General features: G+C 58.6%; 19 protein-coding genes. 7 read left to right on the forward strand and 12 right to left on the reverse strand.

Annotated features, from left to right (window positions below; genetic code table 11):
* Positions 1-73: 73 nt before the first annotated feature.
* Both ACLI1L_RS03135 and ACLI1L_RS03140 read left to right on the forward strand, forming a co-directional pair.
* On the forward strand, positions 74-1237 hold the full coding sequence (locus ACLI1L_RS03135) for an NRAMP family divalent metal transporter (RefSeq protein ID WP_411708350.1): 1164 nt from the start codon (positions 74-76) through the stop codon (positions 1235-1237).
* On the forward strand, positions 1228-2007 hold the full coding sequence (locus ACLI1L_RS03140; RefSeq protein ID WP_411708024.1) for a putative hydro-lyase: 780 nt from the start codon (positions 1228-1230) through the stop codon (positions 2005-2007). Before ACLI1L_RS03135 ends, ACLI1L_RS03140 begins: the two co-directional genes overlap by 10 nt.
* On the opposite strand, the gene ACLI1L_RS03145 is transcribed toward ACLI1L_RS03140, so the two are convergent.
* From ACLI1L_RS03145 to ACLI1L_RS03175, 7 genes are all read right to left on the reverse strand, one after another.
* Positions 2004-2624, reverse strand: a complete 621-nt coding sequence (locus ACLI1L_RS03145) for a GntR family transcriptional regulator (RefSeq protein ID WP_049359486.1) — start codon at positions 2622-2624, stop codon at positions 2004-2006. The two genes, ACLI1L_RS03140 and ACLI1L_RS03145, sit on opposite strands and share 4 nt — an antisense overlap.
* Before the next feature lie 68 nt (positions 2625-2692).
* Positions 2693-4474 (reverse strand): acetyl/propionyl/methylcrotonyl-CoA carboxylase subunit alpha, encoded by a 1782-nt coding sequence (locus ACLI1L_RS03150; protein WP_023020731.1) that lies wholly within the window; start codon positions 4472-4474, stop codon positions 2693-2695.
* Positions 4464-6038, reverse strand: coding sequence for a 5-oxoprolinase/urea amidolyase family protein (locus tag ACLI1L_RS03155; RefSeq protein ID WP_411708025.1), 1575 nt, complete (start codon positions 6036-6038; stop codon positions 4464-4466). Before ACLI1L_RS03155 ends, ACLI1L_RS03150 begins: the two co-directional genes overlap by 11 nt.
* On the reverse strand, positions 6038-6799 hold the full coding sequence (locus ACLI1L_RS03160) for a LamB/YcsF family protein (RefSeq protein WP_301716076.1): 762 nt from the start codon (positions 6797-6799) through the stop codon (positions 6038-6040). The genes ACLI1L_RS03155 and ACLI1L_RS03160 overlap by 1 nt, the downstream gene beginning before the upstream one ends.
* Positions 6800-7010: 211 nt before the next feature.
* Positions 7011-7574 carry a CAP domain-containing protein gene (locus tag ACLI1L_RS03165; RefSeq protein ID WP_411708026.1) on the reverse strand — a complete coding sequence of 188 codons (564 nt, stop codon included), beginning with the start codon at positions 7572-7574 and terminating at the stop codon, positions 7011-7013.
* 349 nt (positions 7575-7923) lie between these two features.
* Positions 7924-9423 (reverse strand): integrase core domain-containing protein, encoded by a 1500-nt coding sequence (locus ACLI1L_RS03170; protein WP_411707371.1) that lies wholly within the window; start codon positions 9421-9423, stop codon positions 7924-7926.
* Positions 9424-9936: 513 nt separating this feature from the next.
* A complete protein-coding gene (locus ACLI1L_RS03175; protein WP_411708027.1) occupies positions 9937-11835 on the reverse strand; it encodes a fructose-specific PTS transporter subunit EIIC in 1899 nt (632 codons plus the stop codon).
* Positions 11836-11938: 103 nt separating this feature from the next.
* Between ACLI1L_RS03175 and ACLI1L_RS03180 the strand changes: the two genes are divergently transcribed.
* Positions 11939-12448, forward strand: a complete 510-nt coding sequence (locus ACLI1L_RS03180) for a 2'-5' RNA ligase family protein (protein WP_411708028.1) — start codon at positions 11939-11941, stop codon at positions 12446-12448.
* On the opposite strand, the gene ACLI1L_RS03185 is transcribed toward ACLI1L_RS03180, so the two are convergent.
* Positions 12445-13638, reverse strand: a complete 1194-nt coding sequence (locus tag ACLI1L_RS03185) for an amidase (RefSeq protein ID WP_086587965.1) — start codon at positions 13636-13638, stop codon at positions 12445-12447. The two genes, ACLI1L_RS03180 and ACLI1L_RS03185, sit on opposite strands and share 4 nt — an antisense overlap.
* Before the next feature lie 326 nt (positions 13639-13964).
* Between ACLI1L_RS03185 and ACLI1L_RS03190 the strand changes: the two genes are divergently transcribed.
* From ACLI1L_RS03190 to ACLI1L_RS03200, 3 genes are all read left to right on the forward strand, one after another.
* The gene (locus ACLI1L_RS03190; RefSeq protein WP_411708029.1) at positions 13965-15389 is read left to right on the forward strand and encodes an MFS transporter; all 1425 of its coding nucleotides are present in this window, start codon (positions 13965-13967) and stop codon (positions 15387-15389) included.
* Between the two features lie 9 nt (positions 15390-15398).
* The gene (locus ACLI1L_RS03195) at positions 15399-16340 is read left to right on the forward strand and encodes a nucleoside hydrolase (RefSeq protein ID WP_411708030.1); all 942 of its coding nucleotides are present in this window, start codon (positions 15399-15401) and stop codon (positions 16338-16340) included.
* Positions 16341-16687: 347 nt separating this feature from the next.
* On the forward strand, positions 16688-17197 hold the full coding sequence (locus ACLI1L_RS03200) for a gluconokinase (protein ID WP_411708031.1): 510 nt from the start codon (positions 16688-16690) through the stop codon (positions 17195-17197).
* 8 nt (positions 17198-17205) lie between these two features.
* Here ACLI1L_RS03200 and ACLI1L_RS03205 read toward each other — a convergent pair whose 3' ends face one another.
* The 4 genes from ACLI1L_RS03205 to ACLI1L_RS03220 form a co-directional block, all read right to left on the reverse strand.
* Entirely contained in the window at positions 17206-18600 is a 1395-nt protein-coding gene (locus tag ACLI1L_RS03205; protein ID WP_086587969.1) for a GntP family permease, read from the reverse strand.
* Positions 18601-18739: 139 nt separating this feature from the next.
* Entirely contained in the window at positions 18740-19813 is a 1074-nt protein-coding gene (locus tag ACLI1L_RS03210; protein ID WP_239206889.1) for an IS30 family transposase, read from the reverse strand.
* A gap of 632 nt (positions 19814-20445) precedes the next feature.
* Positions 20446-20709: a 30S ribosomal protein S20 gene (rpsT, locus tag ACLI1L_RS03215; protein ID WP_049361613.1), complete on the reverse strand. Its 264-nt coding sequence runs from the start codon at positions 20707-20709 to the stop codon at positions 20446-20448.
* A gap of 227 nt (positions 20710-20936) precedes the next feature.
* Entirely contained in the window at positions 20937-21473 is a 537-nt protein-coding gene (locus tag ACLI1L_RS03220) for a type II toxin-antitoxin system PemK/MazF family toxin (RefSeq protein ID WP_023031165.1), read from the reverse strand.
* A gap of 18 nt (positions 21474-21491) precedes the next feature.
* On the opposite strand from ACLI1L_RS03220, the gene lepA reads away from it, so the two are divergent.
* The gene (lepA, locus tag ACLI1L_RS03225) at positions 21492-23342 is read left to right on the forward strand and encodes a translation elongation factor 4 (RefSeq protein WP_411708032.1); all 1851 of its coding nucleotides are present in this window, start codon (positions 21492-21494) and stop codon (positions 23340-23342) included.
* Positions 23343-23502: the final 160 nt, after the last annotated feature.

Consider the following 23502-nt stretch of genomic DNA (forward strand, 5'->3'; position numbering starts at 1 on the left):
AGTGAGTGCTGAGACATCACACGCCACTCCGGCGCGGGCGGAGGATAAGACCCCGCCAAAGGGCCTCGGCGCCATGGCCGGTGCCATGTTCCTCATGGCCACCTCCGCCATCGGTCCGGGATTTTTGACCCAGACCTCGGTCTTTACCGTGCAGATGGGGGCTTCTTTCGCGTTTGCGATTATGCTGTCCATCCTCGTTGACATTGCCATCCAGCTCAATGTGTGGCGAGTGCTGTGTGTAAGTGGCATGCGCGCAAATACCTTGGGCAATACAGTACTTCCTGGCTTGGGCTGGGTTCTTGCCGTATTCGTCTTTATCGGCGGCGCGGTCTTCAATATTGGCAATATCGCCGGTTCGGGCCTCGGTGTCAACGCGATGCTGGGCATCGATGCGCGCATCGGCGGCGTCATCGCCGCAGCTATCGCCGTCTTTATCTTCCTCTCCCGCAAAGCCGGCATGGCACTTGACCGCCTTGTTGCTGTCCTCGGTGCGGTCATGATCCTGCTCATGCTCTACGTCGCGGTGGTCAGCCAACCACCGGTGGGCGAGGCGCTAAAGAATACCGTCGCGCCAGGCGAGATTGACTTCTTCGTTATTACCACCATCATCGGTGGCACCGTGGGCGGCTATATCACTTTTGCCGGCGCGCACCGACTCATTGATTCTGGCCACACCGGCGTGGAAAACGTCAAGAACATTACCTATACCTCGGTCAGCGGCATCGTGGTCACCGGCATCATGCGCATGCTCCTCTTCTTGGCGGTGCTCGGCGTGGTAGCTACTGGGGTGGCGCTCTCCGATGACAACACCGCGGCCGATGCGTTCTACCATGCCGCCGGCGAGTTCGGCCTGCGGGCCTTCGGCGTAGTCCTCTTCGCTGCCGGCTTGTCCTCTGTTATCGGTGCGGCCTATACCTCGGTGTCCTTTGTGACCTCCCAGGAGACCTCGACGCGCACCCGCAATATCCTCACCATCATCTTCATTGTGGTGTGCACGGTGGTCTTCGTGGCCATTAACTCCGCTCCGCAGAAGCTGCTCATCTTCGCTGGTGCCATCAACGGCCTTATCCTGCCCATTGGCTTTGCCCTCGTGATGTGGGTGGCCTGGCGCCGCCGCGACCTTTTGCATGGCTATAAGTACCCCAAGTGGCTTCTGGTCATTGGCGCCTTGGCGTGGATACTGACCATCTTTATCGGTTTCAAGGCCTTTTCCGGCATTACCGAACTATGGGCTTAATGCGGACCCCGGAGCAGGTGCGCGAGTATGCGCGCACCCATGAAATGGCCACCACCGCTGGGCATGCCCGTGGCTTTATACAGGCTAACTTGTTAGCCGTGCCGGAGGAATATGCCTTCGATTTCTTGCTTTTTGCCCAGCGCAATCCCAAGCCGTGCCCAATTGTGGGCGTGCTAGAGGCGGGGCAGTACACCTCCGAGCTACTTCCAGGTGGAGATATCCGCACCGATATCCCCGCCTACCGCATCTTTGAAAACGGTGAGCACAGTGCCACGCTTGGCGACGCCACCTCGTACTACACCCCAGACATGGTCAGCTTCCTTATCGGCTGCTCCTTTACCTTTGAAACTGCCCTGCAGGATAACGGCATAGAGGTCGCGCACATTGCCCAGCAGCGCAATGTTCCGATGTTCAAGACCTCGATTCCTACCACCCCGGCCGGGGTCTTTTCCGGACCCATGGTGGTGTCCATGCGGCCTATCCCGGCCGCGCAGGTCTCCGATGCCGTGCGCATTACCTCCCGCTACCCTTCGGTTCATGGCGCCCCAGTGCACGTAGGTGACCCAGCGGCCATCGGCATTGCGGATCTCTCGTGTCCAGACTTTGGCGAGCCGGTAGAAGTACCAGACGGCTGCCTACCGGTCTTTTGGGCCTGTGGTGTCACCCCACAAGCCATCGTGATGGAATCCAAGCCGCGCCTGGCTATCACGCACGCGCCGGGGCAAATGTTGGTGACAAATGCCCGCGATCAAGAGTTTCTCATTCCTTAATCCTCGAGCACGGCGAGGATCTTGCCGCACGTATTCATAAGGCTGTCATGCGCAAGCGTGGCAGCCTCATCGCGTTTTCCATCTGCGATGAGCGTGGCCAAGGTGATATTTCCTTGAATATGGTCCGCATGTAGTTGCGGGTAGCGCGGGATGGCCAAGAGGAAGGTAAGCCGCATGCGGGCGAGTAGATTATCCATCTGCTCATTTAGAGTGGGGGAGCCAAGCGCGGCCACCAGCGTGCGGTGGAAGCGCTGATTGATGGCGGAGACTTCCTGGTGCTCGCCGCGCGCCGCATAGTCGAAGGCAGAAGAAGTGAGGGTGACGAGTGAGGGGGCGTCGGCAAAAGCGCCCCAACGTACCGCGGCCGGTTCGATGGCTGCGCGGGCGGCGAAGAGATCACGGATATAGTCTGCATCTGGCATTGCGAGGAAGACACCCCGGTTAGGGATGCGCTCGACAATGCGCTCCGCGGCGAGCCTGGTGAAGGACTCACGCAGGGTATTGCGCGAGCAATTGAAGCGTTCGGCTGCCTTGACCTCGCTGAGACGCTCGCCGGGCTGGAATTCGCCTGCGGAAATGGCCTCGCGCAACGCGGAGGCGACAGACTGGGAAAGCATGCTCACAACTGTACTAAAACGTTGTGCAACTCACATTGAATATGGGGTGCGCAACCACTACACGAGCATTAATCGATGGTCGCAATAACCTTCGAGGAATCCAGACGGTCTCCCTCAGCAGCCAAGAGCTTGATAGTGCCGCCGCGCGGCGCCTTAATAGCAGATTCCATTTTCATGGCCTCTACGGTGGCGATGGCGTCACCTTCGGCTACGGTATCGCCGTCTGCAACATTCCAAGCCACGAGGTTGGCCTCGAATGGGGAGGTGACTGCGTTGTCATCGGTGGACTGCGCACCAGCCGAAGACGGTGCCGTGGATGCAGAGCCGCCGGCCGAGGCGGCGCCTGGTGCGGCAAGGAAGTCTACTGGAACGCCAACGTTGACCAGCTTGCCATCGATCTCCACGGCAACATTGCGGCGCTGGGTGTAGATGGCTTCGACCTTTTCCACCTGGTTGGCGGCAGAAGGGCGGTAGTTGTGGTCAACCCAGTCAGTAAAGACACCAATCTCGGAAGCCCCCGCGGCAGCGGCATCTTCTGCCGGGGCAGCGGTACCGATGAGCGCAGGCTCGTCCATCATGTCTCGGTGGAACGGCAGCACGGTGCGCACGCCGGTGACGGTGAATTCGCGCAGGGCAAAGCGGGCGCGGGCCAAGGCGATCTCGCGGGTCGGGCCCCACACCACCAGCTTGGCGATCAGGGAGTCATAGTACGGCGGGATGATCGAGCCAGAGCGTACCGCGGAATCCACGCGGATGCCCGGGCCGGTCGGCGGCTCGAAGGAGACAATGGTGCCAGGGCACGGAGCGAAGCCATTGAGGATGTCTTCGGCATTGATGCGGAACTCAAAAGCATGGCCGTGGGATTGTGGATCCTCATCGAAGGACAGCGGCTCGCCGGCCGCGATGCGGAATTGCTCAGCGATGATATCGGTACCGGTGACCGCCTCGGTAACGGGATGCTCGACCTGGACTCGGGTATTGACCTCGAGGAAGGATATAGTGCCGTCTTCGGAGACGATGTACTCGACAGTGCCGGCACCGACATAGCCCACCTTGGCGCAAATGGAGCGGGCGCCTTCGATGATGCCGTTGCGTTGGGCGTCGGAAAGCGCGGGTGCTGGGGCTTCCTCAATGAGCTTTTGGAAGCGGCGCTGGGTGGAGCAATCGCGGGTGCCGAGCACGCGGACGTTGCCGTGCGTATCGGCCAGCACCTGGGCCTCGACGTGGCGCGGGTGGGTGAGGAACTTTTCTACGTAGCACTCCGCACGGCCGAAAGCCTCCATGGCCTCGCGTCCGGCGGAGTTAAACGCGCCCTCGATTTCTTCCATATTGTCCACGACCTTCAAGCCACGTCCGCCGCCACCATAAGCGGCCTTAATGGCAATGGGCAGGCCGTGTTCCTCGGCAAAGGTGCGGGCTTCTTGCCAATCATCGATGGGATCAGAAGTACCAGGTGCCAGTGGTGCGCCGACCTCTTCGGCCACGCGGCGGGCAGCAATCTTGTCACCGAGTAACTCAATATGCTCGGGCGAAGGGCCAATCCAGATCATTCCGGCTTCAGTCACCGTGCGGGCAAAGTCGGCGTTTTCGGACAAAAAGCCATAGCCTGGGTGAATAGCATCAGCGCCGGCACGCACCGCGATATCGAGCAGCGCGGGTACGTTCATGTAGGTATCGGCAGCCGTATTGCCTGGCAGCGCATAAGCTTCATCTGCTACCTGGGTATGCAAAGCACCCGCATCTGCTTCGGAGTAAATGGCGATGGACTTAATGCCTAGGTCGCGGGCGACGCGGGCGATACGCACGGCAATTTCGCCGCGATTAGCAATGAGGACGGTTTTAATCTGCATTCTGTTCTCCAGTGTTCAAGGCTTGAGGTGCTACGAGTTCAAAGTTCACGCGTGCGCCGGGCGGCAGCTGCGCGGCAATATCAATATCTTCTTCCAGCACGGTGGCGATGACGGGGTAACCGCCGGTCACAGCGTGATCGCGCAGGAAGACTACGGGTTTGCCATTGGGCGGGATTTGGATGGATCCGGCGACCATGCCCTCGGACGGAAGTTCGCCGTCTTTAACACGTTCAATCGGCTCTTCACCATCCAGGCGCAGGCCCACGCGGTTGGAATCTGAGGTGACGGTCCATTCAGTATCCAGGAAGGCGGAGACATTATCGCCAAACCAGTCATCGCGGGGTCCGAGCACGCAGCGCAAGGTAGCGCGAGTCTTGCCATCGGAGCTTTCGCGTACTCGTAGTGGGTTGGAAAGCTGGGCATCGGTCATGCCGGTCGAGCGCGGTAGAACGCCGATGACATCTCCCGTAGTAACGGGGTCCGGGCCGAGGCCAGACAGGACGTCGGTAGCCGCAGAACCGAGCTCGGATTCGGCGATGATGCCGCCGCGGATAGCCACGTAATTGCGCATGCCTACCGTTGCGGGATCCACCGTGACGGTTTGCCCGGCCGTGACCAGCACGGGGCGGGCGAGGTGAACCGGCATCTCACCAAGGCGGACACGGGCGGTCGCACCGGTGACGCAAATGACGGTATCGGTGAGCGCGTGGAGCTTAATGCCGCCAATATTTTCCAGCACGGTTGCTCCGCGCGGGTTGCCCACGGCCACATTGGCGGTCGCGGCGGCGGCGCGGTCGGCGGCACCGGATGGAGTCACGCCAAGGTCGCCCACGCCGGGGCGGCCCAAGTCTTGATAAAGAGTGAGCAGGCCGGCGTCGATTACCTCCATGCGCGGCAGGCGGGCAGGAGCGCGTTTAGAGCGCGCCGAGTGATCGACGAGCTCCGGTAGCTTATCCACGCTGCGGTAGCGCACGCGGTCGCCCGGCTGCACCAAGGCTGGCGGGTTGGCATTGGAATCCCACATCGGCGTATTGGTGGTGCCCAGCAGCTGCCAGCCACCCGGGGAGACGCGTGGGTAAACTGCGGAAAACTCGCCCGCAATGCCTACGGCACCGGCCGGTACTGCGGTACGGGGGCTGGACCGGCGGGGCACCGCGCGCGCCTGGGAGGGGTCCGACGGCGCGCAGTAGGTAAATCCCGGGGCAAAGCCACCAAAGGCCGCGGTCCACTCGGTGGAGGTATGCCAACTAATGAGCGCTTCGCGCGAGAGGCCAAGCAGGTCTGCGGCCTCATCGACATCTTCTCCGTCATAGAGCACATCGATTTCTACCGTGCGCGCCTCTGCGGTCGCGGCTGTGGCAGGGGAAAAGTGTTGCAAAAATTCCGCCGCATCGCGCGCCGAATCGGGTGCCTCAAAGGTCAGCAGCAGGGTAGTGGCGGCCGCGATGCAGTCCACCTGATTCTTCAAAGGCTTGGCAGAAAGCGCAGCATGCCAGTCCATGACTTGGTTTAATCCCTCCAAGTCAATGAGCAATGCGCGAGTGCCCACAAAATTAATGTTCATTAGATGAAGCTCCGAATCTCGATACCCTCAGCCCGCAGGCGCTCCACTACGCCGCGTAGCAGCTTCACCGCGCCGGGCGAATCACCGTGGGTACATACGGATTGCGCATCTACCTCAAGCTTCGTGCCATCCACGGCCGTAATCGAACCGGTTTGCGCTACCTCCAGTACTCGCTGCACCACCTCATCGGCACTGCCTAGCACCGCATTGGCTTCCTTGCGCGAGACAAGCGTGCCATCGGGGTTGTAATTGCGGTCCGCAAAGGCCTCACGGATGACGGTGAGCCCGCTTTGCTTGGCGACGTCCACTGCTACGCCCCCAGGCAGCAACATTACCGGCAAGTCACCAAAGGCCTTGATGCCCTTGATGACGCCTTCTGCCTGTGCCTTATCCTTCACGATCGCGTTATACATTGCGCCGTGCGGCTTCACATAAGAGACCGTGGTGCCATTGGCGCGAGCCAAAGCATCAAGTGCGCCGATTTGATAAGTCACCTCATCGGCGAGTTCGTTCGGGTTGTAATCAATAAAGCGGCGACCGAAGCCTGCGGCGTCGTTATAACCCACGTGCGCGCCTACGGTCACGCCGGCCTCTGCGGCTGCCTTAAGCGTGCCGGCAATAGAGTGTGGGTCACCCGCATGGAACCCGGTGGCCACGTTTGCTGAGGACACCATCTCCAGCATCGCCGCGTCATCTGCGACCGGGTTGCCTGCAGTGGTCTCTCCCAAATCCGCATTGAGATCGATATGGAGCGCGGACATTCAACACCGTCCTTAAGATTGTTGAACAATTCGAATGGGCTTAAGTGTAACCCTCGACACTGCCATTTGTGAAGCTGATTACGTTTGCACTACCCGCGTGTACACCCCCACCCGTATACGGGAAACCGCCCCGTCTCGGAGAAGGGATCCGAGACGGGGCGGCATAGCTCGCTAGAGTCCAAGAGTCCCTAGGCTCTAGCTTTATAAATCTTTAGCGTCCGTAGTTCTGGACGGCGTAGAGCTTGCCTTCAGAGTTGATGGCAACGCCAACGCCGATGGTCTTGGCGCGTGGGTCCAGCATGATCTTGCGGTGGCCCGGGGACTCGTACCAGAGCTTTACTAGCAGCGCATCGGAGTAGTCGCTCCATGCCTGCAGCACGTTCTCACCGCCGGCCGGGATATTGGCTGGGTAGTAGTTCCAGTGCTGCGGGCGGTGGCTGAGCTTATCGGCGCGAACCAGCTGATTGGCCCAATCCTGGGCTAGGCCATTGAGCGCACCGTTGGCGCGAACCGGGCGCAAGCCGTGTGCCTTGCGGTAGTCGTTGGTGTAGTTGATGATGTTCTGGACGCGGCTGGAAGCTGGAGCGACCGGTTTTGCAGCGGCAGCCGGAGCAGCGGGAAGATTGGCGGAAGGTACCGGAAGGTTCACGCCACCGAAGCTACTCAAGGAGCTCGATGCCTCTGCAGGAGCTACGCCAACGCTGAGGGCGACGGCTGCTGCAAGCGCAGGAGCGACGAATTTCTTGGCAGAGAAGTGAACTTTGGGGGTAAACATAAGCGGTGCCTTTCTGCTGGAACCTAGCGGGTATCACAAGGGTGGGAATCGCGGAATGTTCACGGCGAATCTCCGTTCCTCTTCACTTAAAATTTAATCAATTACCACGGGGTAAAAGCCAACTGACCAGCAATTATTAGGATTCCTAAAGATGATTTGCCGGAAAACTAATTACTTCTTAGTTATTTCTCGATTTGAGCTAGGAATGTTATGTCCATGGACTTTTTGGACACGGAGTCCAGTAACTTTTTGGGCTAGGAGTCCAATGACTTTTTGGACGTGGAGTCTCCCTGCTTTTTGGGCAGGGAGTCTTTGGTGTTTTTGGACAGTCTCTAGCTCGTCTTACCGGTTATGGTTTCTTTCGTCTCGACGGGCGCGGACGCGACAGGATTGGTTTGATCTCTGGTGGTCGGCGGTGCCACATTCCTTCGACATGCCCGATGTTGATCTGTCCGCCGGCTGGACGCTCAAGTAGCTTGATGGGCAGTGGGAATGAAAACAGTGCTTCACCATCATGATCAGTGAAGAACTCAGCGGTGTCATCGGTAACGTGGCTGTATATGAGCCGGTTTTTAAACCGGAGTCCTACATAGAATCCATAGCCCAGGATGCGCACCACTCCGCTTTTGTTGATCCACAGTGTGTCGGGGATACCCCAGGCGTTGCTTGACTGGGCGGATAGACCGTCTACGGTGGGACTGACGGTAGGAGATGATTCTTGCTGGATTGGTTCGTTATCGTCATCGATGGTTGTGGGAGAAGCTGCAACTTCTCCCACAACCGGCGCCATCGCCTCTTTAACCCCATTCTCGATACGATGCTCGTGGTGTATCGCGCTTTCTGAGTGTGTATCCCGGTATGACTTCACAATCTTGGCCCACAGCATATCCGGGTCAATGGGTTGTGTTGGGGATTGAGCGTGGGCGAAGTGCTCACGGGCTTGGGCTGGAGTGATGTGCATTTTGCCGACTAACAGGCCTTGATGGCGGCGCCTGGTGTTGTAAAACTCGCGGTAGTCGTCCAACAGCTGTTGGACGTGCTGAAGTGTCGTAGGTTGGCGTGCATCGAGAAACTTGGTCATGGTTTGATGCGAGCGTTCATCTTTGCCTTGGGTTTGCGGGCCAAAACCTGCAATGGACCAGATACCTTGGGCGGCGAGCCAGCGCTCGGTATCGGACAATCGGCCCCGGTGATAGGTGGCAAAAGCTTCACCGTTATCGGTCAAAAGTTCCTGCGGGCGACCATACGTTTCTATTGCTGCGGCCAAGGTAGTGCGAGCATCGAATCCGTTTTCTTTGGCGGCGAAGGCTTGTGAGCCCAGATCAAACCGGCTGGCATCATCAACCAGCTGGTAGATAGTGATCTGGGTATGTGGAGTGTCAAAGAGTCGGTAGACAAACCCGTCGAGTTGCCACAGCTCATCGACCTTATCGCGTGCCCAGAGTTTATAGCTTTTACGAGGACGTTTACGGGCATTGGCCTCAGCAACACCAGCTTCGTGGAGCCAAAGCGCAATCGTAGACCGTGCCGGTGGGTGCTCTAAACCAAGGTCATCAATGAGGTAGTAATAGATTGACCACGGGCCATAGTCACGTCCCTGGGCCTTGAGCACTGATCGAGCTGTGATGACTTTCTGACGAAGGTGATCATCGTAGATTCTGGCTGGGGAATGCGGGGCGGTGGAGTCAGGCAGGATGCCTGCACGGCCGCGTTGTTCAACGCGGCGTTTGATGTTGGCATAGGTTTGGCGAGATACGCCAATATCCTTGCAGAATTGGGTGACGGTTCGTCCGTCTCTTACTGGGTCGAAGTCCGCTATTTTCTTGCGGAGATGGGTTGAAATAGCCATCTTGGTATTCCAACCCACCGACTGTCCAAAAAGTCTTGAGACATCACGACAAGGAAGTCTTTGGACTCCGTGACCAAAAACTATCTGGACTCCCCGTCCAAAAATCCATTAGACTCCGTGTCCAAAAACTCCATAGACATCACAGATTTGAGCTAGGAAACCCCTAAATTCCCTCAGTGACGGCGTTGAACGCCTCGCCCCACGGGGGTAATTTTCAATCTATATCTCAGGTTCCCGGAAAAATGAGGTTGATTTAAGGTATATGGGCCTAGTTTTAAGCCAGCCACCGGCGAAACTGGCCGGTTTCTTGCTAGAGCCTGTGAAGAACCTTGTGGTTTCTGGTTGTTATAAGATTTATGAGATTCCACCATGTCGGCACATAGTCTCGCCTGAGCCTCTTAGGCGCATTGCCCCGTTCGTGGGGGCAGCAGAATCGCGGTATCTTCGCGCTGTTTAGGCATAAAAAGAGCGCTCAGCGGAGAAATCGCTGAGCGCTCGCAAAAGTAAGGCTTTTTAAGCCTGGTTGGTCGCGGCCGTCTTGTTAGTAGAGGGGGCGGGCGAAAGGGCCGAGGAAATGATGTCGGCGGCTTCCTTCCGGTTCCGTGCTCCGTGGAGTTGGGCGCGGAAGTCTTCCTTCATGATGTTGCGGGCGAGCTTGGATAATAGCTTGAGGTGCTGCTTTCCGGCATCGTCGGGAACGGCGATAAGGAAGGCGAGGGTGGTTGGGTCCTCGCCCTCGGCCCACGTGACACCCTGAGGCAGGCGGGCGAAGGCAAGGGTGGGTACCTTTACCCCGGCAGACCGCGCGTGCGGAATGGCTACGCCGTGTCCCACACCGGTGGAACGGGTAGATTCGCGCTGCATTGCGGCGCTAGCGACCGCTTCCGCATCGGACATGCGCGGAGAGGTGAGCTTCACTAGGGAACGAATGACCTCTTCGCTGGAAGAGCCCAAGTCCTTATCCAGACTGATCGTGTCCACGGCTACCAGCGGCTTATCCTTGCGCTGCGTCAACCCCACTAGCAGGAGGATAAGGCCCGCGCAGACCGCGATGCCGGCGAGCATGGCGATAAAGAAACCTACGACATTGTCTACGGCGCCGAGCACCGCGACGATTGGCCCGCCGTGCATTACGTGGTCTTGCGCGCCAAATGCTCCGGCAAGTGCACCGGCTACGGCACCACCAGCAACATTGGCGGGAATAACTTGCAATGGGCGTGCGGCAGCGAGCGGAATAGCGCCCTCAGTAATGCCGAAGAATCCCATGAACAATGCCGCGATGCCGGCATCACTTTCCGCTTTGTTAAACCAGCGGCGACGCAGAAGCGTCGCTACGCCCACGGCAAGAGGTGGCACAGCAATGGCGCAGGCCGCCATGCCCATCGGCGCCGCGTTGCCGGCCGCGATCATGCCGCCGCCAAAGAGGAAGGCTGTCTTATTGAAGGGGCCACCCATGTCGAAGGCAATCATGGCGCCAAGGATGAGGCCCAACACGATGACGGAGGATCCCTGCATGCCGGCGAGGTACTCAGTCATTGCTTCGAAAGCAGCCGAGACAGGTGCGCCAATGAGCAAAATAAAGATAAGCCCCACGATGAGGGTGGTGAAAATCGGGATGACAATGATGGGCCAGATCGGTGCAATGAATTTGTGCACTGGAATCTTCTTAATGGCCAGGGCCACATAACCAGACAAGATACCGGTGACAATGCCGCCCAAGAAGCCGGCGCCCGTTTCAGACCCATACAGGGATCCGGTAGTGGCGATGAGGCCGGTGATAAGGCCAGGCGCAAGGCCCGGTCGGTCCGCGATGCCCACTGCGATGTAGCCGGAGAGAACTGGAACCATCAGTGAAAACGCCAGAGCGCCGAGTTCATTGACCGTGTTCCAGAAGCTATCTTCTGGAATCGCCATGCCCTCAGGCGTTGGGGTGCCACCGATAGAGAGGGCTACCGCAATGAGCAAACCGCCGGTAACCACGAACGGGATCATGTGTGAGACGCCGTTCATCAGCGCTTTGTACAAGGTCTGGCCAATACTATTTTTGCGGGGCGCTTCTTCTTCCTGGCTGTCTGTAGATCCTTCCCAGCGCGCAGCGCTTAAGGACCTGCTTAGTAGTTCCTTTGGGTGTTTGATGGCCTCGTCCACGCCGGTGGCCTCGAGGCGTTTGCCATGGAAGCGGTCTTTGGAAATTACAGTATCGGCACCAATGACAATGGCATCGGCGTCTTCGATATCTTGCTTGCTAAAGGCTCCTTCGACGCCGATAGAACCGTGAGTTTCAATCTTGATGCGGTAGCCCAGTTCTTGGGCTGCGGCCTCGAGGTTCTCGGCCGCCATATAGGTATGCGCGATGCCCGTCGGACACGCCGTGATGGCGAGGATGAGGGGTGATGACTCTGAAGTGCTCATGAGTCTTATTAAACGGCAAACGTTTGCGTTGGCACAATAGGGGATTGTCGTCTTATGCGCCGGTACGCTGGAAGCACCCGAGCACAGAAAAGGACGCCACGCCGTGAGTAAAGCATCGCCGGATAATATCTTGCTCTACCTGCCGCAAAAGCAGGAGGACCAAGTACGCGAAATTTTTGCCGGCCTCGCCCAGCGCGGCTTTCCCGTCCAGCATCAACGCCCGCACATTACTGTGACCTTTTCACCGCACATGCAGCCAGAGGTCGTGGAGTTAGCGGCGCAGCTGCTGCCGCCTGTCATACCGGCAGATTTCCGGCGGGTAGGAAACGTCATTTTCGGCACCAAGCGCAAGCAGACGGTGGCTTGGCTGCTTGAAACGACCGACGAGCTAGAAATTGCCGCGCGAAAAATCAGTGCCGCCAATCCGGACGGGCGCGGGCCCCGGTGGACCCCGCATCTGACCATGGGGTTGCGCCTGCCGCGCGAAGAGGTTCCTGGCTATATCCACGCAATGGATGAGCTCACCTCATCGCATTTCAAGGAGCTTAGCGCCGTAGAAGCTGCTTATTGGCGGCCGCGCACGCAGGAAAAGACAGTACTGGCCGAGGCCTAGAGCAGGGCCTGCAGAGCGCTGGCAACGCGCAGCACGGTTAGGTCCTCGCCCGGCTTGCCGACGACCTGCACCGCATCACCCACGCCCTTTTCCTCTTCGCCGCGCAGCGGAACCGTAATCGCCGGCCATCCAAGCACATTGAAAGGCTCGGTCCAGCGCCGCAGGCTCGCGGCCGATTCCGCGGTATTCTCCGTGGTGATATCGGACCACTTGAGGGGGCCGGAATCGAGGGTAGGGGTGAGGATAATGGGGGCGTCGCTAAGCAGGGCAAGAGCCTTTTCGCGCAGCTCTTTCACGCCCTGCGCAGCCGCGTCATAATCTTCCTGGCTGATATTTTCTCCGCCCAGCACTCGCTGCAAAATGACATCCTGGTACCTTTCGCGCTGGTTCAGCAATGGCCGGTGGACATCATAGACCTCTTTTAAGCGCATCGGCTCGTAGAGCTCGGCCGTGGCGGCGATGGTGTCTTCCAAGTCCACGCCCTCGGTGAGCTTAAAGTCCGAGTGATCTAGCGCCGCCAAAAGATGTGCGAAGCGCTCTCCCTTGGCCTTGAGTGCCGTGACATCAAGAGCAGAAACATCCTGCGCCGCGGCCGGTTTCTCATCTGCGGTAGCAATAAAGGCCTGCTCAATGAGGTCAATTGAGCTGGCAAAGAATCCAATGCAATCAAAGCTCGGGGCGAAGGGGAAAACACCTTCTACCGGAATGAGCCCGAAGGTGGGTTTGAACCCCAGCACGCCCTGGCAAGCAGCAGGCACTCGCACCGAGCCGGCGCTATCAGAGCCCACCGTAAGCTGCAGCGCGCCGCAAGCCACCAAAGCGGCAGAACCAGAGCTAGAACCACCGCCGCAGATTTCGGGATCGCGAGGGTTGATAACGCGACCGTAGGCCGAGGCATCGCCCAAAATGCCATAGGAAAATTCCTGCAGGTTCGCCTTCGCTACCGGCAGCGCACCCTTCGCCGTCAAACGCTGCACCACTGGTGCATCCTTGACCGGTGCGCGCCCAACTTTGACCTTGGTGCCGCAGGTAGTCGACACCCCAGCAACATCCACGATGTCCTTGAACGCTACCGGCTGTCCCATGAGCGAGGGCGATTCATCCACCACGTGCTCATCAAACGGGATGACGGTAATCACCGCGTTAAAATCCTGCTGGGCTCGGTGCAGGCGATCAGAAAGTGTAGCCATAACGGAAGCTAAGTCCTTTCAACGTCGGCGTCCTCTGCTGTTTACTATGTATTAGAAGAATGCAGATGTTACTACCGTACATCAGGAATCGATGAACAATTTCCCGTTTCTAGGCAAGGCACTGATTCGGCTGTGTGTTGGGACGTCGGCAAGCGAAGGCTGAGCCTCTACTGTCGGTTACGGTTACTAAAAGACTGCTTCAAGCCATTACTTGTGCACAGTAGGCAATTGCGACAAGGGCCGCGACCGAAGAAGATATCTGACTAGTAAAAATTGGCCAAAACTTGGTCTAGTAGTTTGCCGCACGGTTGATCTAAATTAAAGCCATGACTTCCACCACCTCTGAGCCCCCAAAGCTCCAGCCCAGCTCCTATATCCCGTTGATGTTCGCACTGCTTACGGCGGTGTTTGCGTTCCAGCTCAATGCGTCGATGCTCTCGCCCGCCTTGGCGACGATGGAAGACGAGTTGGGAGCTACCACGGCGCAGATCGGCCTGACGCAAACGGCATTCTTTACGGCCGCGGCACTGTTCTCACTATTCCTGCCGCGCTGGGGTGACCTCATCGGGCGCAGGAAGGTCCTCGTTGGCATGATGGCGGTTGCTGCGCTGGGCTGCGTGGTATCGGCTATTGCGCCGAACGTCGCTGTGTTGCTTATTGGCCGCATCATTCAAGGCGTAGCAGGGCCTACGGTTCCGCTGTGCCTGATTATGCTGCGCCAGCAAGTGCTCAATGAACAGCAGTACGCCCTGTTGCTGGGTATTGTGACCTCGGTAAACGGTGGTATTGCCGGCGTGGATGCGCTGGCCGGCGGCTGGCTGGCAGGCAACTTTGGCTACCGCTCGGTCTTTTGGACCATGGCAGTACTGTGCGCCATTGCAGTAGTAGCGGTGCAGGTATTTACCAAGGAGTCCACGGCTACCGAAACCCCGCGCATGGATTGGGCGGGTGTTCTACCTCTGGCGGTGGCGCTGGGTTGCGTTCTCACCGCGTTCAACGAAGCCGGCAAGCTTGCCGAGGCCAATTGGTTCCTCGTCATCATCCTTCTCCTCATCGGCGCCGCCGGCTTCTGGGCCTTCTGGAATGTGGAGAAGAAGGTCGCCGACCCGCTCGTACCGGTGGCCTACCTCAAACAACGCCGCACGTGGGCGCTGCTTTCTACCACTCTGCTCACCATGACCGGTGTCTTTGCCGTAATGAATGGCCTTATCCCCAATCTTGGCCAGGATGCAGATGCCGGCGCCGGAATTTCTGCCAGCGCCATTTCTTGGGTCACCCTTACCCCATACGCCCTCGCTGGCCTAGTCTTCGGCCCGATTGCCGGTTGGATGGCCTCCAAGCTGGGCTATAAGTACGTCTTGCAAACCGGCCTCCTAGGCACCGTTGTCGGCCTGATTATCTCCATTTTCGTGGTGGGCGTTCCGAACGCGTGGACCCTGCTTTTCGTCTCCATCTTCTTGGGCGTAACCTACGCGGGCATTGCCAATATCATGCTCAATGGCTTAGGCATTGTGCTTTCGCCGGCCGATAATCAAGGCTATCTGCCCGGCATGAACGCCGGCGCCTTTAACCTGGGCGCGGGCCTGTCCTTTGCAGTGTTGTTCGCGGTTTCCGGGTCTTTCGAGCATGGCTACCGCGCGGGCATGATCGCCGGCGTCATCATCCTGCTTTCAGCCCTAGCTTTGTCCTTCCGCATTCCACGCCCCGAGTCTATTGATGACACCGTGGCAGCCGTCAACGCCCGAAAGTAGGCTCCTGACATGACGCGAAAAATTATTCTGGACTGCGACCCCGGCCACGATGACGCGGTGGCCCTGCTCCTAGCCATGGGCAACCCCACCATCGACCTGCTGGGCATTACCACCGTAGGAGGAAACCAGACCTTGGATAAGGTCTCCCATAATGCCCTGGTGGTCAAGGAAATCGCTGGTCACCCGGAGATTCCGGTCTATTCCGGCTGCGACCGCCCACTCGTGCGCCCCGTCGAGGTCGCCGAGGCCATCCACGGCTCCACCGGCATGGACGTGGAAGGTGTCCAACTTCCGGAACCAAGCACCGCGCTTGCCGACGCCCACGCCATCGACTTCATCATCGACACCATCATGTTCCACGAGCCCGGCACCATCACCTTGGTGCCGACCGGCCCGCTTACCAATATCGCGATGGCCGCGCGCAAGGAGCCGCGCATCGTCGAGCGCGTCAAGGAAGTAGTCCTCATGGGCGGCGGCTACCACGAGGGCAATTGGTCCCCCGTCGCCGAGTTCAATATCAAGATCGATCCTGAGGCCGCCCACATCGTCTTTGAAGAGCCTTGGCCTGTGACCATGGTGGGCCTCGACCTCACGCACCAGGCGCTTGCCACCCCGGAGGTCGAAGCCGAGATCAAGGCTCTGGGTACCCCGGTCTCGGAGTTCGTCGTCGGCCTTTTCGGCTTCTTCCGCAAGGCCTACCAGGCCAACCAGGGCTTTGATAACCCACCGGTCCACGACCCGTGCACCATCGCCTATCTCATCGATCCGAATATCGTCCAGATCCGTAAAGCACCCGTCCACGTCGAGCTTGCCGGCGCCCTTACCACTGGCATGACCGTCACCGATCTCCGCGAGCCTGCCGACGCCTCCTGCCACACCCAAGTCGCCACCACCCTCGACCACGCCGGCTTCTGGCGGCTGGTTACCGACGCTCTCAAAAACCTCGCCTAGGCCACCTTTACCCCGCGCGCCAGCCAACTTTCAGCCACGTTATCGCCCCTTAACCCTCAGTTGGGGGCCATAGGCTGCTTTCCTTGGCAGAGGCTCCCAACGGATGATTTATGCGAAATCATGTAGTCGCTGAACCAATTCAGCTATTGAACCATCCTTAATTTTCTGGTGGAAGTTATTTCTGCCGAGATTCGTGGTTACCTTGATGTGCTTCGTCCAAACATCTAGGCCTTGGTCGCAATGACACAGATCGCACCGGTTGTGCCAGGGATGAGAACGGCGCAAAATAGGTCAGCGCTGGGGTTCAGCCTAAACTCGAAGGTAAAACCCCAACCCTAGGAGCCACCATGAAGCAGCACCCTTTCCGCCACGTCGTTGTCATGGGAGTATCTGGCTCGGGCAAGACAACGGTGGGGGAAGCGCTCTCGCCGCTGGTTGGGCTGGAGTATCGCGATGGTGATGATATGCACCCGCAGGCCAATATCGACAAGATGGCGGCGGGAACTCCGCTCAATGATGCGGACCGAGAGCCGTGGCTGAAACAGATTGGTCAGTGGTTGGCGGATAGGCCGGAAGGCGCGATGGTGGGTTGTAGCGCGTTGAAGCGGAAATACCGGGATTTGATTCGCGAGTATTGCCCGGGCGTGGTGTTTGTCCACGTGCACGGGGACTTTGACGTGCTGTATGAACGCATGCAGCATCGGCCGGGACACTTTATGCCGGCATCGCTCTTGCAATCGCAGTTCGATACCTTGGAGCCGCTGGAAAATGACGAAACCGGCCGGGTCTTTGATGTGACACGGCCGGCGTCGGAAATTGCGGGCGATGCCGCAGCATGGATTAAAGCGGGTGCTTAAAGCCGGCCCTAGAAGGCAGCTGCGGCGCCGTACATGACCAGTACTAGAGCGAAGCCGATAACAGAGATGAGCACCTGGTTGACAGTCCAGGTCTTAAGCGTGGTCATGGTGTCCATGCCCATCAGGCGGCCGACGAGCCAGAATCCGGAGTCATTGACATGGGAGCCAAAGACGGAACCGGCGGCGGTTGCAACAACGATAAGAGCGAGCTGTAGTTCGTTGAAGCCACCAGCTTCCACGGCTGGGACCATGAGGGCGGCGGCCGTAGTTAGCGCAACGGTCGCCGAGCCCTGGGCCAGGCGCAGTGCTACGGCGATGAGGTAGCACGCCAGGATGACGGGGATGCCGAGGCCGGAAAGAGAATCAGCAAGCGCATCGCCAATCCCGGAGGTACGCAACACGCCACCGAACATGCCGCCGGCACCGGTGATAAGCACGACCGAGCAGATGGGGCCGAGGGAGGAATCGACAAGCTTTTCCAACGCGGTCTTTTCTACGCCACGGCGCAGGCCCAAGACCACGAGCGCGACGAGGACGGTAATCAGCAGGGCAATGGGGGTCTGGCCCAGCATGACAAAGAACCGTACCCACGCGGCGTCGGCGTCGATGGTACCATAGGACGCCAAAGCATTGAGACCGGTGTTAAAGAAGATGAGCACCATCGGGATGAGCAGGATGGAAATCACCGTGGCGGCCGAGGCGGGTTTGTGAGGTTGCTCGTCCTCCGCGAGGAGAGGACCGGCGATGGCATCGGTTACCTTGATGGGAAATTTCTTACCGGAGAGCAGTCCAAAGCGGTAGCCGGAGATATACCAGGTGGGCAGGGCTAGGATGAGTCCGACTAAAAGAACGAGACCCATATCGGCACCGTAGAATTCGCTGGCTGCAACGGGGCCCGGGTGCGGCGGCAGGTAGACGTGCATGACCGAGAATGCGCCGGCTGCCGGCAGACCGAAGGCAAGGACAGGGCCATTCAAGCGGCGAGCGACGGCGAAGATAACCGGCAGCATCACAATCAGGCCGGCATCGAAGAAAATGGGAAAGCCCATAATGAGCGACGCTAGGCCGAGCGCTAGGGGTGCTTTAGATTCGCCGAAGCGACGGACCATGGCGTCGGCAAGCGATTTAGCGCCACCGGAAGCCTCCACCAGCCGTCCGATCATGGCGCCCAAGCCGACGAGCAGTGCCACCGACCCTAGGGTGGAGCTAAAGCTCTCTGTCATGGTGGGCACGATTCCGTCGAGGGGAATGCCCGCAGCCAGCGCAGTGAGTGCCGAGACCACCAGTAGCGTGAGGAAGGCGTGGAGCTTGAAATAGATGACCAACACCAAGATTACGGCGATGGCTGCCACCGCAATGCCCAGCAGCGGGCCGGTCGACAGGGTGGGTTCCCACGTATCCATGGGCGGACTCCTTTTCTAATGCAAACCTTTGAATAACGGCAACGTTAGCAGTAGGCCTGTGTGCCGCCTAAAACAATCGGTTAAATGCGACCTACCCAACACGTAGCCGGGCAGATTCTAGTGGTCGTGGAAACACTTCCTATGTTTCGGTTGAGTTTATCAGTGCGGCCATTTTCTCGGCTGGTGTTTGAAAGCCCAGGGTTTTGCGGGGTCGGCGGTTGAGTTGCATGGCGACGAATTCTAGGTCCGCTGCACTATGGACGTTGAGGTCTGTCCCTTTAGGGAAGTACTGTCTTAGTAGTCCATTGGTGTTTTCATTGGTGCCTCGCTGCCACGGCGAACCAGGATCGCAGAAAAACACGGGACAGTTTGTAGCTACAGAAAAGGCCTTATGGCAGGCCATTTCACTTCCCTGATCCCAGGTAAGTGATCCTTTGAGATGATCTGGCAAGGTAGCAATCGCTTTTGTAAGTGCTTCATTTACTTCGGTAGCACTATGCCCATTCGGTAAATGCAGCAAGATGACATAGCGCGTGGTTCGCTCTACTAGCGTTCCAATTGCGGACTTATTACCCGCGCCTAGAATGAGGTCGCCTTCCCAATGACCTGGTACTGCCCGGTCGTCTACTTCTGCTGGGCGGTCGGAAATCATCACCATAGGGTCAACAAACCGCTTGCGGGCACTGCGCGTGCCACGAGGTCGACGTTGGGCGTGACCGCGACGCAGTGCAGCAGCGACTTCCTTTTTCAACTCGCCTTTAGCCTGGAAATACAAAGACTGATAAATCGTTTCAGGACACACGTACATAGTCTCATCACCGGGATAGCAGCTGCGCAACCTCCCAGAAATCTGCTCTGGCGAGTACCTATCTTTCACCATCGCCCAGACCACCGTGCGCAAACGTGGATTGGCATCAATCTTGCGCTTTTTCGGTCTAAACCTACGCAACACCGATTTACGGTGCGCATACGTGGGAAGATACACCCCAAATTCATCCCGGTTGCGTTTAAGCTCCTTGCTGATAGTGCCAGCAGAGCGGGCAAGACGCCGAGCTATCTCACGTACGCCTTTGCCTTGCCGGTCAAGATCAAAGATGAGCTCGCGCTCTTCTACCGACAAGTAGCGCGAAGAAATACGCCTATCGATACGCTGTTGCGGAATAACCTGGACTGGAACTGCTTGGCGACCATCAACGTACTCAATTACCTGCATAAGCCTGTTATACAGCGCCACATCCGGGCCAGCCGGGACAAAAGGCACACGCCCGGTAGAAAGCTTAATGACACCTTTGTCTATATCAGCAGCATTACGCGGATGAATGCCACAGGCTAAAGCTGCATCTTTGCGCCCTAAAGCATTCGCACGCAGTTGCAGATAGCTACATCGGCCAGTTGTTGCCGCAGCTTTGCGGCCATATGGATTGCGCTTCCACAAACCAAGCTCAATACCGATGCGGTACACCGGAGAAGAGCCTATAGAAAGCTGGCGCGCAATATCCATCGGTGCCACACCTTCCAGCCACAGGCGAGCTATTTCCTGACTGTCATCCGAGCTAGTAGTCCTGCGGCGCTTGCGCGGCAAGTCCAACTCACCAGCAAGCCGATACGCCACCGAACGCGCTAAACCAACCACCCCAGCAGCCGCCCGTATTGAACTACCAGCCCGAACCAACGACGCAAACCGCGCCACAACAACAGAATCCGGAACCCATTTCGACTCCACACAATCACCTAACCCATGTCAGGTGTTTCCACGACCACTAGAAATCAAGTCGGGTCTAGGCTAAGAAAATCCCCCGGTGCGCTCCGTAGAGTGCGACCGGGGGATTGTCAGTGCAATGGCTCTTAGTCCATCTTGTTGAACGCGGAAGCCATGCCGGACTTCTTGTTGGCTGCAGTGTTGCGGTGGAAGACACCCTTGGACACGGACTTGTCCAGGGCGCGGGATGCCACGCGCAGCTGCTTTTCAGCAGCAGCCTTGTCGCCAGCGGTAACGGCCTCGCGGAACTTGCGGATCTCGGTACGGACGGCGGAGCGAACGCTCTTGTTGCGCTGGCGTGCCTTCTCGTTGGTGATAACGCGCTTCTGCTTGGACTTGATATTTGCCATGGAAAATACCTCTTAGTAATCGAAAGTGATTGACATAGAAACCGACCTACTCGGACTACTCCCGCGGCCAGCAATCGCTGGCGCGCTCGGCGCTGGTATTCGAAGAGCGAACCCAAGGTCCTGCCCGCCCCGACCAACGCGCCCGGCAAGTAAGTAACCAACATACAATAGCAGTACCGAACCCGACCTGCCAAAACTCTCAGCATGGCCGCCGTCTGTGCGACTGGTTAGGCCCAGTGGTAGCGCGCGCGTAACCTATTCGCGATTCTTTCGAACCGGCGTTCGGGAAAAAGTGTGCCTTGTCGGCGCACCTGCTCTTCGGAAACCTCCAGCAAGCGGTCGAGGCGCACCCAGCAATCGCACCCGGATTCGTCCCACTCGCCGGCGCCGATTTCCAGCCAGGCGTCGTCAAGCGCATGCTTCGGGTTGGGGGAGATAAGCAAACCCATCACCGTGGTGCGCGTGCGGCCGACAACCAGGATGGCTCGCTCACGTGGCGGGGCCTGCTTGCCTTCGGCCGGGGCCCATACCCAGACCACCTCGCCGGAATCAGCCTGGCCATCCATATCGGGGGAGAAAAATATGGAGCGGGGGTGAGAGGCGGTGGCCTCGACCCGGATATCAGCGGCCTTACGCGGCTCGTGGAACTCGTCCGACCTATCCAGCCCCAACCGGGAATTAATGCGGGTCAGGCCGGTGTCTATGGGCTCGCGCTCGCTGATTCCCAGCGCTTGGCGCAGTCGGGTGAGCATGGCGCTTTTCATGTCGACTATTGTAGACGTATGTCTGAAAACTTTGCGGCCACGACGTTTACGGATCCCGCCCGAATCCGAAACTTCTGCATTATTGCTCACATCGACCACGGCAAGTCGACGCTGGCGGACCGCATCCTGCAGCTATCCAAGGTGGTTGCGGAGCGCGATATGCGTGACCAGTTCCTCGATAATATGGACATTGAGCGCGAGCGCGGCATCACCATTAAGGCGCAGAACGTACGCCTGCCCTGGGTACCCCAGTCCGGTCCGGACGAAGGGGAGCAGATCGTCCTCCAGATGATCGATACCCCCGGCCACGTGGACTTTACCTACGAGGTCTCCCGCGCCCTCGAGGCGTGTGAGGGCGCCATCCTGCTTGTCGACGCCGCCCAGGGCATCGAAGCCCAAACCCTTGCCAACCTCTACCTGGCGATGGAAAACGACCTGGAAATCATCCCGGTCCTCAATAAGATCGACCTGCCGGCCGCCGACCCGGAAAAATACGCGCTGGAAATCGCCAATATCATTGGCTGCGAGCCGGAAGAGGTCCTGCGCGTATCCGGCAAGACCGGCGAGGGTGTGGTCGAGCTGCTGGACAAGGTCTGTGAGCTGGTGCCGCCGCCGTCCTCCGAGTTCGACGCGGATGCGCCGGCCCGCGCCATGATTTTTGACTCCGTCTATGACACCTACCGCGGCGTTGTCACCTATATCCGCATGGTCGATGGCAAACTCACCCCGCGCCAGAAGGTCACCATGATGTCGACCAACGCTAACCACGAGCTGCTCGAAATCGGCATCGTGTCCCCCACGATGCAAAAGTGTGAGGGCTTGGGCCCCGGCGAGGTGGGCTACCTGATTACCGGCGTAAAGGACGTGCGCGAGACCAAGGTGGGAGATACCGTCACCTGGTCCAACGGCGGCGCTGAGACTCCGCTTAAAGGCTATAAGGACCCGGACCCGATGGTCTACTCCGGCCTTTTCCCCATCTCCCAGGCTGATTTCCCGGACCTGCGCGATGCTTTGGAAAAGCTGCAGCTTAACGACGCCTCCTTGACCTTCGAGCCCGAAACCTCCGTCGCCCTGGGCTTTGGTTTCCGCTGCGGGTTCTTGGGCCTATTGCATATGGAAATTACCCGCGACCGCTTGGAGCGCGAGTTCGGCCTCGATCTGATTTCTACCGCGCCGTCGGTGACCTACCGCGTGGTGGCCGAAGACGGCGAAGAAAAGTGGGTTCACAACCCGTCCGACTGGCCGGAAGGAAAGCTTAACGAGGTCTACGAGCCAGTGGTGAAGATGACCGTCGTCGTGCCCGAGCAATTCGTCGGCCCCACCATGGAGCTCTGCCAGTCCAAGCGCGGCCAGATGGGAGGCATGGATTACCTCTCCGAGGACCGCGTAGAGCTGCGCTACACCATGCCGCTGGGTGAAATCATCTTCGATTTCTTCGATATGCTCAAGTCCCGTACAAAGGGCTACGCCTCGCTGAACTACGAGGAGGCCGGCGAGCAGCTCGCGGACTTGGTCAAGGTCGATATCCTGCTCAACGGCGACCCGGTCGACGCCTTCTCCGCCATCGTCCACCGTGATTCCGCCCAGTGGTACGGCAACAAGATGACCAAGAAGCTCAAGGAGCTCATCCCGCGCCAGCAGTTCGAGGTGCCGGTGCAGGCGGCCATTGGTTCGAAGATCATTGCCCGCGAGAACATCCGGGCCATGCGCAAGGACGTGCTGGCCAAGTGCTACGGCGGCGATATCTCCCGTAAGCGCAAGCTGTTGGAGAAGCAGAAGGCCGGTAAGAAGCGCATGAAGACGCTGGGCTCCGTCTCGGTGCCGCAGGAGGCTTTCGTGGCTGCGCTGTCTACCGACGCCGACGATTAACCCCGTACCCCCTATTGGCAAAGTGGAGCCGAATAGATTCTTAACATTTCGTTAACGGCTCCCGGGGTGTGGCCGGCAAAAGTTCAAAGTGAGCTGCTTCTATAGGGCGTCCCCACGGCCGGGGACGCCCTTTTAATCTAGTTGCAGTCGGTGTTTTGGC

The sequence above is a fragment of the Corynebacterium sp. LaCa117 genome (assembly GCF_046717765.1).
GTDB lineage: Bacteria > Actinomycetota > Actinomycetes > Mycobacteriales > Mycobacteriaceae > Corynebacterium > Corynebacterium kefirresidentii.

What these genes read in the sequence shown, in the direction of transcription:
- lepA (WP_411708032.1), top strand. Translation starts at nt 21,492, where the DNA reads ATGTCTGAAAACTTTGCGGCCACGACGTTTACGGATCCCGCCCGAATC.
- ACLI1L_RS03150 (WP_023020731.1), bottom strand. Translation starts at nt 4,474, where the DNA reads ATGCAGATTAAAACCGTCCTCATTGCTAATCGCGGCGAAATTGCCGTG.
- ACLI1L_RS03205 (WP_086587969.1), bottom strand. Translation starts at nt 18,600, where the DNA reads ATGGATACGTGGGAACCCACCCTGTCGACCGGCCCGCTGCTGGGCATT.
- ACLI1L_RS03160 (WP_301716076.1), bottom strand. Translation starts at nt 6,799, where the DNA reads ATGTCCGCGCTCCATATCGATCTCAATGCGGATTTGGGAGAGACCACT.
- ACLI1L_RS03165 (WP_411708026.1), bottom strand. Translation starts at nt 7,574, where the DNA reads ATGTTTACCCCCAAAGTTCACTTCTCTGCCAAGAAATTCGTCGCTCCT.
- ACLI1L_RS03155 (WP_411708025.1), bottom strand. Translation starts at nt 6,038, where the DNA reads ATGAACATTAATTTTGTGGGCACTCGCGCATTGCTCATTGACTTGGAG.
- ACLI1L_RS03195 (WP_411708030.1), top strand. Translation starts at nt 15,399, where the DNA reads ATGACGCGAAAAATTATTCTGGACTGCGACCCCGGCCACGATGACGCG.
- ACLI1L_RS03185 (WP_086587965.1), bottom strand. Translation starts at nt 13,638, where the DNA reads ATGGCTACACTTTCTGATCGCCTGCACCGAGCCCAGCAGGATTTTAAC.
- ACLI1L_RS03175 (WP_411708027.1), bottom strand. Translation starts at nt 11,835, where the DNA reads ATGAGCACTTCAGAGTCATCACCCCTCATCCTCGCCATCACGGCGTGT.
- ACLI1L_RS03210 (WP_239206889.1), bottom strand. Translation starts at nt 19,813, where the DNA reads ATGCAGGTAATTGAGTACGTTGATGGTCGCCAAGCAGTTCCAGTCCAG.
- ACLI1L_RS03170 (WP_411707371.1), bottom strand. Translation starts at nt 9,423, where the DNA reads ATGGCTATTTCAACCCATCTCCGCAAGAAAATAGCGGACTTCGACCCA.
- rpsT (WP_049361613.1), bottom strand. Translation starts at nt 20,709, where the DNA reads ATGGCAAATATCAAGTCCAAGCAGAAGCGCGTTATCACCAACGAGAAG.
- ACLI1L_RS03145 (WP_049359486.1), bottom strand. Translation starts at nt 2,624, where the DNA reads ATGCTTTCCCAGTCTGTCGCCTCCGCGTTGCGCGAGGCCATTTCCGCA.
- ACLI1L_RS03200 (WP_411708031.1), top strand. Translation starts at nt 16,688, where the DNA reads ATGAAGCAGCACCCTTTCCGCCACGTCGTTGTCATGGGAGTATCTGGC.
- ACLI1L_RS03220 (WP_023031165.1), bottom strand. Translation starts at nt 21,473, where the DNA reads ATGAAAAGCGCCATGCTCACCCGACTGCGCCAAGCGCTGGGAATCAGC.
- ACLI1L_RS03140 (WP_411708024.1), top strand. Translation starts at nt 1,228, where the DNA reads ATGGGCTTAATGCGGACCCCGGAGCAGGTGCGCGAGTATGCGCGCACC.
- ACLI1L_RS03190 (WP_411708029.1), top strand. Translation starts at nt 13,965, where the DNA reads ATGACTTCCACCACCTCTGAGCCCCCAAAGCTCCAGCCCAGCTCCTAT.
- ACLI1L_RS03135 (WP_411708350.1), top strand. Translation starts at nt 74, where the DNA reads ATGGCCGGTGCCATGTTCCTCATGGCCACCTCCGCCATCGGTCCGGGA.